The 12,044-nt window shown below is 44.8% G+C and carries 10 protein-coding genes; 3 read left to right on the top strand and 7 right to left on the bottom strand.

The window, feature by feature from the left end; translation table 11 throughout:
• Positions 1 to 405, bottom strand: coding sequence for a hypothetical protein (locus GMA13_RS08830; protein ID WP_255884178.1), 405 nt, complete (start codon positions 403 to 405; stop codon positions 1 to 3).
• Positions 406 to 417: 12 nt separating this feature from the next.
• Positions 418 to 963: an NUDIX hydrolase gene (locus GMA13_RS08825; protein WP_255884176.1), complete on the bottom strand. Its 546-nt coding sequence runs from the start codon at positions 961 to 963 to the stop codon at positions 418 to 420.
• A gap of 79 nt (positions 964 to 1,042) precedes the next feature.
• On the opposite strand from GMA13_RS08825, the gene GMA13_RS08820 reads away from it, so the two are divergent.
• Both GMA13_RS08820 and lexA read left to right on the top strand, forming a co-directional pair.
• Positions 1,043 to 1,948, top strand: a complete 906-nt coding sequence (locus tag GMA13_RS08820; RefSeq protein ID WP_255884174.1) for a M14 family metallocarboxypeptidase — start codon at positions 1,043 to 1,045, stop codon at positions 1,946 to 1,948.
• A 214-nt stretch (positions 1,949 to 2,162) separates the two neighbouring features.
• A complete protein-coding gene (gene lexA / locus GMA13_RS08815; protein ID WP_255884173.1) occupies positions 2,163 to 2,750 on the top strand; it encodes a transcriptional repressor LexA in 588 nt (195 codons plus the stop codon).
• A gap of 66 nt (positions 2,751 to 2,816) precedes the next feature.
• Here lexA and GMA13_RS08810 read toward each other — a convergent pair whose 3' ends face one another.
• The 5 genes from GMA13_RS08810 to GMA13_RS08790 form a co-directional block, all read right to left on the bottom strand.
• The gene (locus tag GMA13_RS08810) at positions 2,817 to 5,186 is read right to left on the bottom strand and encodes a homocysteine S-methyltransferase family protein (RefSeq protein ID WP_255884172.1); all 2,370 of its coding nucleotides are present in this window, start codon (positions 5,184 to 5,186) and stop codon (positions 2,817 to 2,819) included.
• Entirely contained in the window at positions 5,170 to 5,841 is a 672-nt protein-coding gene (locus GMA13_RS08805) for a vitamin B12 dependent-methionine synthase activation domain-containing protein (protein ID WP_255884171.1), read from the bottom strand. The genes GMA13_RS08810 and GMA13_RS08805 overlap by 17 nt, the downstream gene beginning before the upstream one ends.
• A gap of 10 nt (positions 5,842 to 5,851) precedes the next feature.
• On the bottom strand, positions 5,852 to 6,712 hold the full coding sequence (metF, locus tag GMA13_RS08800; RefSeq protein WP_255884169.1) for a methylenetetrahydrofolate reductase [NAD(P)H]: 861 nt from the start codon (positions 6,710 to 6,712) through the stop codon (positions 5,852 to 5,854).
• A 122-nt stretch (positions 6,713 to 6,834) separates the two neighbouring features.
• Positions 6,835 to 7,782: a Tim44-like domain-containing protein gene (locus tag GMA13_RS08795; RefSeq protein ID WP_255884167.1), complete on the bottom strand. Its 948-nt coding sequence runs from the start codon at positions 7,780 to 7,782 to the stop codon at positions 6,835 to 6,837.
• Positions 7,783 to 7,871: 89 nt separating this feature from the next.
• Complete coding sequence (locus GMA13_RS08790; RefSeq protein ID WP_255884165.1) at positions 7,872 to 8,939, bottom strand: Tim44 domain-containing protein; 1,068 nt, start codon at positions 8,937 to 8,939, stop codon at positions 7,872 to 7,874.
• A 309-nt stretch (positions 8,940 to 9,248) separates the two neighbouring features.
• Between GMA13_RS08790 and GMA13_RS08785 the strand changes: the two genes are divergently transcribed.
• Positions 9,249 to 11,984, top strand: a complete 2,736-nt coding sequence (locus GMA13_RS08785; RefSeq protein WP_255884164.1) for an alpha-amylase family glycosyl hydrolase — start codon at positions 9,249 to 9,251, stop codon at positions 11,982 to 11,984.
• Positions 11,985 to 12,044 lie beyond the last annotated feature (60 nt).

Genomic DNA, 12,044 nt, shown 5'->3' with positions numbered 1-12,044 from the left:
TTACTCCTTTGCTTCTTCCTTTTTCTTTGCCTGCTCGTCACTCTTTTTAGGCGATATGGTAAATATGCTGCGAACCTCGACAATAAGCGACACAATGCACAGCACTATAAGCCCGATATCAATATACATATACAGATTAAACGCCTGTTCAAGTGTTGCGGTGTTAGGTGAGTCCTGAGCCGTTAAAAAGCCGACCATTGCGTTTACAAAGCCCTGCGGAAGTGTAATTATCGTTGGCGTTGACAATCCCATATTGATAAGCTCAGTCGCAATAAGAAAAAATATAAGAATAATCAGTGTTGTCCCTGTGAACAGCGGTTTTTTCGGCTTGTTCACAAGGCAGAAAACAAGCGCAAGCGCAAGCACTGCACCTGCTGCAAAAAGAAAAACTAAATTTACCGCCATATTAATCTCTCCTTAAATTTTGCCGAGGCTCTTAAGCATTGCGGTTTTAAGCACCGCAGTTTGCGTTTTAGCGTCGGGAATTTGGTTGTTAAGCACCATTTCAACAGCCTTGTCAAGCGGAATTTTCTCTATCTTTAAAAATTCGTCCTCATCGGGGTTCGTGCTGCCGAATTCCTTAACACGGCAGAAATAAAGGTGTATAATCTCGGCGCAGTAGCCGGGCGAGGGATAAAGCTTGCCAAGCGAGCAATATGATGTGCCGATTGCGCCTGTTTCCTCCATAAGTTCTCTCTTGCCGTTTTCAAGTGGATTTTGGCCTTTTTCAAGCTTGCCTGCCGGAAGCTCCAGCACAACCTCCTTATACGGGTAGCGAAACTGTCTTACAAACAAAAGCTCGTCACTGTCGGTAAGTGCGGCAATGCAGACTCCACCCGGATGACCGACAACCTCTCGGCTTGACTTATGGCCGTTTTCAAGCTCAATTTCGTCAACAGTAACGTGGATAACTCTGCCGTCAAAGATTTCACGGCTGCTCAAGGTTTTTTCAAATAACTCCATTTTATTTCCCCCATTCATAAATTTTGAAAAAATAACATAACTTTATTTTGAAAACAAACCACGAAAGGATTTGAGGGTATTGGTAAAAACAAAATACTATGACACACCTGCGGATGAACAGAACCGTGCAAGAATAACAAAAATGCTTACAGAGCAGTTCCCGTTTTTAAAGCGTGAGCAGATAGGCGTCAGCCGCTGTGGAAGAAGCATTGACGCATTCTCACTGGGTAACGAGGACGAGCAGGTTTTAATGTGCGGTGCATTTCACGGTATGGAATGGCTGACAAGCCTTTTGCTGTTTCGCTTTTTAAAGGAGGTGTGCCGCTGTGTTAAGTCGGGCGGCAGTATAAGAGGTATTAACATTGACCGCTTTTTGAACCGCCGAGGACTGATTGTTGTGCCTTGTGTAAATCCTGACGGCGTTGAAATATCTCTAAACGGCGAATGTGCCGCAGGTAGATATGAGCGACGTGTCAGCGAAATTGCAAACGGCAAGGCTCACAGGTGGCAGGCAAACGCATTTGGCGTTGACATAAACCACAACTTTTCCGCAGGCTGGCGTGAGCTTAAGCAACGTGAGAAAAGCAGCGGAATTACAGCTCCGTCCATAACCCAGTACGGCGGCGAAATGCCCGAAAGCGAGCCTGAAACAAAGGCGCTTACTAAGCTTTGCCGCAGCAGGAACATACGCCACGCCACAGCCTTTCACAGTCAGGGCGAGGAGATATACTGGAGCTACGGCAGCAACACACCGAAAAAATCTCGGCTTATGGCGGAGGTTATGGCACGCACAAGCGGATATGCTCTGTCAAGTCCAAGCGGACTTGCGGTGGGCGGCGGCTTTAAGGATTGGTTTATTGAGGAACTTTCAAAGCCTGCGTTTACCGTTGAGATTGGCTGCGGCAGAAACCCGCTGCCTGCATCAAAGCTTGATGAAATATACAACCGCCTTGAGGAAATGCTTGCACTGTGTGTAATTATGTGAATGTACAGTATTATTATAACAAGAGGATGGTGATAATGCAACGATTTGTAATTTTATTGCAGAAGAGTTTAGCATAAAAACAAAACAAATGTTTGACTATTTCTGCATTGCTTGATATAATAGGATTGTAAAATTATAGTAGATAGTGCCGTAGGCAAAATTTCATTGCGATGCCGTTAATTTGACGACATTGCTTTAATATGGGGTGGTTGCTATGAAGCCTTTATCACAAAGCCAACAGAAGATACTTAAATATATTACAGAGTGTACGCAAAACGGACATTCCCCGTCCGTTAGGGATATTTGCGCCGCAACAGGACTGCGGTCAACCTCAACCGTTCATTCACATTTGAAAACGCTTAAGAACCTCGGCTTTATAGACAAGGAGGAAAAGCTTAACCGCACCATACGGCTGACAAACAGTGACCCGTCGTCGTCAGTGCCGATTATGGGCAAGGTTACGGCAGGGTTGCCGATTGAAGCGATTGAGGACATTGAGGGTTATGTGCCTGTAAGCGAGGGTGTTCGCCGAGGCAGAGAGCTTTTTGCGCTGAGGATTGTAGGCGACAGTATGATAAATGCTGGAATACTTGACGGAGATATTGTTGTTGTTAATAGGGAACAGACGGCGGAAAACGGCGAGATTGTGGTGGCTCTTATTGATGACGAGGCAACCGTAAAGCGGTTTTACAAAGAAAACGGTCATTTTCGCTTACAGCCGGAAAACCCGAATTACGAGCCGATAATTGTTCCTGAGTGTTCTGTACTTGGCAAGGTTATTGAAGTTATAAGATATTATTAAATTAACAGACAAAATTAATCGGGCGTACATCTTGCGGTGTGCGCCCGATAGCTGTTTTTATACGGTTTATTCTCCGAAAAAGTCCCTTGCCGCATCAACGCTTTCCTTTGCGTCCTTGCAGTAGTAGTCTGCGCCGATTTTCATGGCGTAATCGTAAGTAAGCACTGCGCCGCCGACAAAGGTTTTGCAGTCGATTTTCTGTTCGTGCAGAAGCTTTATGGTTTCCTCCATTGACTTGAGCGTTGTTGTCATAAGTGCAGAAAGACCAATGAAGTGTATATCGTTCTCCCTTGCTGTTTCAACCACCTTTTCAGGGGGAACATCACGCCCAAGATCAAATACGGTGTAGCCGTAGTTTTCAAGAAGAACCTTGACAATGTTCTTGCCTATATCGTGAATGTCGCCCTTGACGGTAGCAAGAATTATCTTTCCTCGGCTTACCGGTGTGCCGCTTGTTGAGGTGAGCTTTTGTTTAATTACATCAAAGCAGCCCTGTGCGGCTGTGGCGGCTTGAATAAGCTGCGGCAGGAAGATTGTACCCTTTTCAAAGCCCGCACCTACCTTGTCAAGAGCAGGAATAAGCTTTTGATTCACAATGTTCATAGGTTCGGTGGTGGCTAAAAGCTCCGTTGTTGCCTTTGCAGCCTCTTTTTTTAGACCGTGCTCAATGGCGTATTCTATGTTCAGTGCAGAGCTTTGCGGTGCGCTTGCAGAAGCGGCGGTATGATTGTTATATGCCGAGATAAACTCGACCGAGTTTTTATCTATATTTGCAAGCAGGTTATAAGCCTTAACTGTGCCTGTCATAGCCTCAACATTCGGGTTGATAATCGGTAAGTCAAGACCCTTCTGGAGCGCCATTGTCAGGAAGGTGCGGTTGACAAGCTCTCGGTTTGGCAGTCCGAAGGATATGTTTGAAACACCGAGTACCGTTTTAACGCCAAGCTCTGCTTTAACACGCTCTAAGGCGTTCAGTGTTTCAAGAACACCCTCCTGCTCAGCCGAGGCAGTAAGCGTCAGACAGTCAATATAAATATCCTTACGTTCTATGCCGAGCTTTAATGCACACTCAACAATCTTCTTTGCAATGTCGAATCTGCCCTGAGCTGTTTTTGGAATTCCGTTTTCGTCAAGAGTAAGTCCGACAACCGCCGCACCGTACTTTTTAACAAGCGGCAAAACGGTTGAAAGTGATTTTTCCTCGCCGTTTACGGAGTTTACTATCGGCTTGCCGTTATACACCCTGAGTCCTGCCTCTAAAACATCGGGCTCGGTTGTGTCTATTTGCAAAGGAACGCCGGTAACACCTTGAAGTGACTTCACAACGGTTATCATCATTTCCTTTTCATCAATTTCGGGAAGTCCCACGTTTACGTCAAGAATATCTGCTCCTGCGCTTACCTGCTCTATTCCCTGCGTGAGAATGTAATCTATATTGTGGCTTTTTAATGCTTCCTTAAAAAGCTTTTTGCCTGTTGGGTTTATTCGCTCGCCTATGATTCTCGGACGGTCAATAAGCACAACGCTCTCGCCGCTTGTAACTGCGCTGAAGCTGACGGGTGTGCGTGGTACGAATTTTTTATCACTAAGCATAGCTTTGGTGCTTGCAATAAATTGCGGAGTTGTTCCGCAGCAGCCGCCGATAATTTTTACGCCGTAGGGTATTAGCTTTTCAATACTCTTTGCGAAGTCGTCGGGTCCTACGCTGTATGTGTTGCTGTTTGGGTCCGGCAGACCTGCGTTTGGTTTAACGACAATCGGCAGGTTTGTCCACCTTACAAGCTCATCAATAATCGGCGGAAGGTCGTCTGGACCGAGCGAGCAGTTCACGCCTATTGCATCAATTCCAAGACCCTCAAGAGTTACAGCCATTGCGCCGATTGAAACGCCCGTAAAGGTACGGTGATTTTGCTCAAAGGTCATAGTGCAGACTATTGGCAAATTGCTGTTTTCCTTAGCGGCAAGCACAGCCGCCTTAAGCTCAGACAAGTCTGTCATTGTTTCAAATACAATCAGGTCGGCGTCATTGCCGGCTGTTATCTGCTCCTTGTAGTAATTATAGGCATCATCAAAACTCATATCGCCGTTTGGCTCCATAAGCCTGCCTATCGGCCCCAAGTCGAGGGCAACAAGCGTGTTTGTTCCTTTTGCGGCGGCTCTTGCGCAGATTATTGCGGCGGTGATAACCTGCTGAGGCGTATAGCCGCTGCCGTTAAGCTTGTAGCTGTTTGCGCCGAAGGTACAGGAGTAAATTACATTTGAGCCTGCGTTAATATATTGTTTGTGAATATCTGTTATCAGTTTCGGGTTGGAGATTGTCAGAAGCTCCGGAATTTCGCCTGCTTCAAGACCGCTTGCTTGAAGCATTGTGCCCATTCCGCCGTCAAACAGAATAAATTCCTTTTCATTTAATAATTTACTAAACACAGCGTTCACCTGCTTTTCTGAATTTGCAGGTTGCTCTCATTGTGCAGCCTGCGCAGCCTCTTTTTCGTTTCGGAAGCTCGTCCTTTGAAATACCTATAAGAGCCGTTACCGATTTTGTCGGGATAAGTATTGTGCTTTTGCCGAGAGTAAGACCTATCATTTTCTGAGCGTTTAGCACACGCAGAAAGTCGCGCTGTAAATCAAGCGGCAAATCACCGTAACCGGGGCTGAATCTCCACGTTTTGTATTCGTCGGGAAAGCGGCGGTTAATTTCTTCGTCCGCAACATCACATACCTGCTCAATAGCGGCGCTTGCCAATGCGTCGGTGATAACTGCCCTTGTCATATCGGTAGCCTGATAGCGGCGTATGAGTCTGTCAACACCCGATGAAATTGTAGCGCACATCAAAACAACTGACCGGCATCCGTCAAGGTGTGCGGATATGCTTTTGCCTGTAAGATTTATCCCTGTGCCACAGACCTCAATGCCGTTTTCATTAAAGCTTAATTCAAAGCGGCGGTATAGGTATTTCGCAACGGCGGCTTCAAGCAGAGAGCGTTCGCAGTCGGCTAAAATATCAAGTGTTCTTTCGTCCGGTGTGCTGCCCTTGTAGCCTAAGTATCGCAGAGCCTCACTGCGGTTGATTTTTTCTAATATAAACAATTAATTCACCTTAAAGAAGATTTTTTATTGCGTCACAGATTGCCGTTGCAACATACGGGTTGTTCATTGTGTAAATATGTATGCCATCAACGCCGTTGGAAATCAAATCGACAATCTGGTTTATTGCGTAGGCAATTCCTGCGTCACGCATAGCCTCTGGGTTGTCGCCGTATTTCTGCATAACCTTTACGAATTTAGGAGGCAAACTTGCTCCGCACAGCGAAACCATTCGTTCAATCTGCTTTTTGTTAACAACAGGCATAATACCTGCGGAGATTGGCACGCTTATTCCGGCAATTCTTACCTTTTGCAGGAAGCCGTAGTAAATCTGATTGTCGAAGAAAAGCTGCGATATAAGGTGCGAAGCGCCTGCGTCGACTTTTTTCTTGAGATTTAATATGTCCTCAATCTCGCTGCTGCTTTCCATATGAACCTCCGGGTAGCAGGCTCCGCAAACGTCAAATTCAGGGTTCTGCTCCTTTATAAAGGCTGTTAGGTCGCTTGCATATGTGAAATCGTGGCATACGGGCTGCCCGGGAACAATGTCGCCCCTGAGAGCGAGAATATTCTCAATGCCGTTTGCCTGAAAGTCGTCAAGCACCGCTTTAATCTCCTGCTTAGTGTTGCCGACACAGGTAAGGTGAGCTACCGGCTCAATTCCGTGAACATTTTTTATTCTTGACGCTATTTCGCAGCAGTGCGATTTTGCTCCGCCGGCAGCGCCGTAGGTAACGCTGATATATGCAGGATTAAGAGCGCACAGCTGTTCAAGCGGTTTATAGACTGATTCTATGGGGCTTGTTGCCTTTGGAGGGAAAACCTCAAAGGATAAAACGGTTTTGCCCTCAACAAATGTATCTGATACTTTCATATTCTTCTCCTGTTTCATAAGATATAAACTTATATTTCTCATATAATATAACAAATTCGGACAGCGTGTCAAGAATGCTGCCCGACTGTTATTAAATCTTTCGTATTATAGTATTATATTGGTTAATCGTTTATAACAATACCTCTGTTGTCAATAACTGTGTTGGAATTTACCGTGTTTATATTTGACAGAACCCAGTCAAAGTCGCTTTGCGTTATAATTCCGCCGCAGTATTCGCATTTACTGCTGTTTGACATACTGAGCACCGCTCCGCAGTTTGGACAGCTTTTTGACATTGTTTTGTTGCATTCGCCATTGCTCAGAACACCTCTTCTTCTCATAAAGGTAAGCAGGTATGGGGTATTGCCTATGGTGGAAGGGTTGCCCGTTAACACATTTCTTGTATCAGCGTCGACGATATAGTTAGACATTCGGACGTCCATATATACCGTCAGATATTCATATTGTCGGTCACGCTCATACTTATGCAGGTACGATGTGGTAATTTTGATGTTGTCAATTACGTTTATCTGTCGGCGGTTTATGTAATTTTGAAGCTGCTTGCTGTGCTGCTCAAAAAGTTCCTCCTTTTCAAACGGTCTTATACTACTCAGATTTCTTGCTGTCCATGCTCTTTGAAGACCAATAAAAACATTGTTTGCAAAGGTCAAAAATGCCTCGCCCATAAAGTCGCTGTCGATAAGGCGAATCGCCGAAATAATCTTTATCGTGTTGTCATTCGGATGTGTGTCGGTGGAAAAATCCTTTTCGTTGTGCGTTTGGTTTTGTGATGATGATTTATTGTTTATCAGTGAATTGATAAGCGAGAATAGAGAGGAGGAAGCGTGTATCGAAGCGTTTCTGACTACTTTTCTTAAAATACATATAACCACAATAAGTGCAATACAACCGAGCAATGCAGGAAGTGCGCGAAAAACAATTGTCAGAAAACTCGACGAAAATATGTCTGAGCTTGCAGTAAGGGTTTCGGCAGCTGACGCTGTAATGCAGCTTGAAGAACTAAGAATAATCAGAGCAAGAAACTTGAGGATTAATGCTTTCTTTTTCATATATTTCTCCCGGTATGAAAAACAAAGACGGGCAGAGTGTTAACGCTGTCCGTCTGTTGTTTTTCGGTTAATTTTTTATTTTTGACGGATTAGTTTTTGTCACCGTTCATCATATCGTCAAAGCTTACGTCGCCGTCACCATTGCCGCTATTGTCGCTGTTGTTATTGTTGTTATCTTCATTTGTTCCGTCATTTAGGATAACGCCACGGTTGTCAATAACAGTGTTTGCCTTAACAGCGTCCATCTTAGCAAGTACCCAGTCGAAGTCGCCTGTTGTGATTATGCTTCCGCAGTATTCGCACTTGCCGCTGCTTGTAATGCTCAGAGGTGCGCCGCAGTTCGGGCAGCTCTTGGATACGGTTCTGTCTGTTCCCTCATGGCTCTTAACGCCTGTTTTACGCATAAATGTAAGCAGGTAGTTCATATAGCAGTCGGTATTCGGGTCGCCCTTTAGAACCTTGCGTGTTTGCTCGTCGATAATATAGTCAACCATTCTTGTTGCCATATAAACGGTGAGGTATTCGTACTGAGCGTCACGCTCGTATTTGTGCAGGTGAGTCTGACCTACATTTATTCTCTCAATAATATTAATTTTCTTGTTCGCTATGTATTCGTCAAGCTGGCGTTTATGCTGCTCAAAAAGCTCTTCCTTTTCAAGAGGACGTATTGTGCTCCAATCCCTTGCAGTCCATGCCTGCTGTAAGGTTATGAATACATCCTTAGACCAGGTGATGAATGCATCGGATGAGAAATTCGGGTCAATTTGACGTATTGCCTCCGAGATTCTGTCGGTAAAGTCCATAGGCATAACAGGCGGATTGTAGGCTTGCGTTGTGCCGCCGGTGGTGGGTGCTGATTTCTTTATCTTTGTTGCTAATAAATAGCAAACTAAAAATATGACAAGGATTATAATAATGGCTATAGGATTTCTCACCAAAAACATCAGAAACCATGCTATATCTCCGCTACTGCTACTGCTGCCGCCGCCTGAGTAGCCACCGCCGGAGTAGCCTCCTCCGCCGCCGCCGTAGTCATTATAATTTCCGACATCCCATTGACTATCCGGAAACACCGCAGAAGCACTGAAAATTCCTATGCTAAGAAGTGAAAAAACTAAGAGTACGCAGGTAAGAATTGCAAATAATCTTTTTCTCATATAAATTCTCCTCAAACTTAATAAAAATATTTTATCACGAAAAAATGCATTTTTCAACAAATTATTGCATTTGACGGTGATAATATTATAATGAAAAGATTTATTAACAGGTAATGTGAAAAAATTACAAATTTTTTACAAAACTTTGGCGATTATTCCGAATTGTAAAAATCACTGATTGGTGTTATGGTATATAAGAGGATTTTTACGAAATTCCCGATTAATGATACTTAACAAAAATTAAATTTAATCTTGTTTTCAATCGGCGTTAAGTATTGAATTAGCATTTATAAACAAGGAGGAAACAAAATGGGAAAACAAAAATTTGGAAAGAAAATTCTTAGCCTTGTAGTGGCAATTTGCCTTGCGGCTTCAGTATTTTCTATACCGGTTGTCGGAAGTGCAGTGACAACCGACGAGGTGAGCTCACAAGCCACAAGCTACGGCCTTGTTGACAATGTTCAGCAGGGGCAGATTCTTCAGTGCTGGAACTGGTCCTATAACGGCATTAAGAGCAATATGAAAAAAATTGCGGAGCAGGGCTTCTCTGCAATTCAGACCTCGCCTATTCAGACCATAAAAGAAACAACACAGAACAGACAGTATTCAGGTAGCTGGTGGGTTTACTATCAGCCGTCAAATTTCAAGATTGACTCATCTTCACAGAATGCGCTTGGAACTAAGGCAGATTTTCAGGCTATGTGCGCTGAGGCCCACAAGTACGGAGTAAAGGTTATTGTTGACGCAGTTTTAAACCACATGGCAAACAACGGCGACAATTCTCTTTCGCCGACAATTCCTGATGATATCAGGAACGATTCAAGCTGCTGGCACAGCATTAAAACTAATACTTCAAACTGGGACAGCCGCTGGGATATTACACACAACTGCATGGGCGGCTTGCCTGACTTGAACACAGGTAATTCAAAGGTTCAGAAATATGAAAAGGAGTTTATGAAGGAGTGTATCGACGCAGGTGCGGACGGATTCCGTTTTGACGGAGCTAAACACCTTGAGGTTCCGAATGACCTTGAAAACTCATCGAGCAACTTCTGGAGCGAGATTCTCGGATATACAACATCATATGCAAAAAGCTCAAGAGGCTTTACTCCGTATTACTACGGTGAAATCCTTGACAAAACCGGCGGCGGACAGACAATCGTAAACGAGTACACTAAGTATATGAGCATTACGGTCAACTCTACCAGTAACGATATCCGCAGCAAGGTTAACAGCGGCAATGCAAACGGTGCAAAGAGATCTGATTATACATTTGATGACGGTTCGTCTCCGGCAGCGGCAAAGGCTGTGCTTTGGAACGAGTCGCACGATACATACGCTGATGGTTCTTCAAGAGGACAGAGCGATTCGACAATGAACAAGACATGGGGTCTTGTAGGCTCAAGAGCTGAGTCTTGCGGAATGTATTTGGCACGTCCGGCAAACTACTCTCAGAGCATCGGCACAGCAAGCGTAACAGCTTGGGCAAATAAAGAGGTTCAGGCTGTAAACCGGTTTAAAAACTACTTTGCAGGCCAGTCAGAATATTTGTCAGCAAGCGGCTCTATTGCTTATAACGAGAGAGGTACAAGCGGCGTTGTTCTTGTTAACTGCTCAGGTACGTCAACATCTGTAAGCGTTAAGGCTAACAAAATGAAGGATGGAACATATACAGATCAGGTAACAGGCAATACATTTACAGTATCAGGTGGTCAAATTAAGGGTCAAATTGGCTCGTCAGGCGTTGCTGTTGTTTATAACGCAGTTACAACGCCGTCTGTAAAGGTTTCAAAACCCAGCGGAACATACAGCGCTTCTCAAAGCGAAGGCATCAGCGTTGACCTTTCACTTGTAAACGCTACATCAGGTACATACAGCATAAACGGCGGCACTGCTCAGACCTTCACTGGCGACAAGACAATTTCAGTTGGCGAGGGTGTTGGCTACGGCGTGGATATTAAACTTACAGTAACCGCAACAGACGGCAAAACAACCTCAGCGGCGCAAACATATACATATCAGAAGAGGGATCCAAGCCAAACTCAGAGAGTATACTTTGACAATTCTTCATATAATTGGAAAGCGGTTTACTGCTATATGTATAATGTCGGAGACAGTTCGACAGACCCGACAGGCTCGACAGACCCGACAGGTTCGACAGACCCAATTTCCGACGGAACAATTAAATTTACAGACAGCCTCGGATGGGGTACGGTTAAGGCGTATTTCTTTAACGATAACGGCACCTGCGGTGCCGGCTGGCCGGGCACAGCCATGACAAAGTATGAAACAAACTTTGAGGGCAAGGGTAACTATACTATTGATATTCCGTCAGGCGCAACTGGTGTTGTATTCAATAACGGCAATGGTGTACAGACAGTTGACCTTCCGCTTGCCGGCGTTACAGGCTATTGGCTTGACGGTACTCAGACCAATGGCAAATACAACGGCACTGCGTGGGATGCGTCAGCAATGTCATCAAGCGCTAAAGCGCCTTCCTTGGCAAGCGGTGCTGTAATTCGTGACATAGCGTCGTCCGCAGACAGTGTAGACGTAGGATACGAGAAGTGGCCTGGTACGTTAATGACTCTTGACAGCGAAACGGGATATTATGTAATGGACGTTCCTGCCGGTTATGAAAATGCTGTTGTAATGTTTACCGAGAGCAGCGACGCAACAACAAACAGATATCCTGCTGACGGAGCAGACGGCTTGCCGCTTAACGGAAAATCAATGCTGTTGTCGGCCGGCAATAGCTGGAAAGAATATGTGGTTGTTAAACCAACAGACCCGACAATCCCGTCGGTTACAATTATTATCGGTGATGTAAACGAAAACGGAAAGGTTACCCTTTCTGACGCTGTTTTGATTCAGAAAGCCGGGGTAGGCCTTTATAGCTTGACAGATAAACAGATTGCCGAAGGCGACGTTGATTCCAACGGAAAGGTTAATCTTGGTGACGCTGTTATAGTTCAGAAGTATTCGCTTCAGCTTAGCGTAAATTATCCGGTAGGAAAGACAAAGGAATATGTTGCCGGAAATTGAGTAAAATAATATATAGAATCGGGAGGGTGCGAAAGCACCCTCTTATGTTTAGGAGTCAGG

Origin of the sequence: Ruminococcus sp. zg-924 (assembly GCF_024433635.1) — a bacterium.
Taxonomy (GTDB): Bacteria; Bacillota; Clostridia; order Oscillospirales; family Acutalibacteraceae; genus UBA7067.
This window is presented reverse-complemented; position numbering and strand designations above follow the sequence as displayed.

What these genes read in the sequence shown, in the direction of transcription:
- lexA (WP_255884173.1), top strand. Translation starts at nt 2,163, where the DNA reads ATGAAGCCTTTATCACAAAGCCAACAGAAGATACTTAAATATATTACA.
- metF (WP_255884169.1), bottom strand. Translation starts at nt 6,712, where the DNA reads ATGAAAGTATCAGATACATTTGTTGAGGGCAAAACCGTTTTATCCTTT.
- GMA13_RS08830 (WP_255884178.1), bottom strand. Translation starts at nt 405, where the DNA reads ATGGCGGTAAATTTAGTTTTTCTTTTTGCAGCAGGTGCAGTGCTTGCG.
- GMA13_RS08825 (WP_255884176.1), bottom strand. Translation starts at nt 963, where the DNA reads ATGGAGTTATTTGAAAAAACCTTGAGCAGCCGTGAAATCTTTGACGGC.
- GMA13_RS08785 (WP_255884164.1), top strand. Translation starts at nt 9,249, where the DNA reads ATGGGAAAACAAAAATTTGGAAAGAAAATTCTTAGCCTTGTAGTGGCA.
- GMA13_RS08790 (WP_255884165.1), bottom strand. Translation starts at nt 8,939, where the DNA reads ATGAGAAAAAGATTATTTGCAATTCTTACCTGCGTACTCTTAGTTTTT.
- GMA13_RS08795 (WP_255884167.1), bottom strand. Translation starts at nt 7,782, where the DNA reads ATGAAAAAGAAAGCATTAATCCTCAAGTTTCTTGCTCTGATTATTCTT.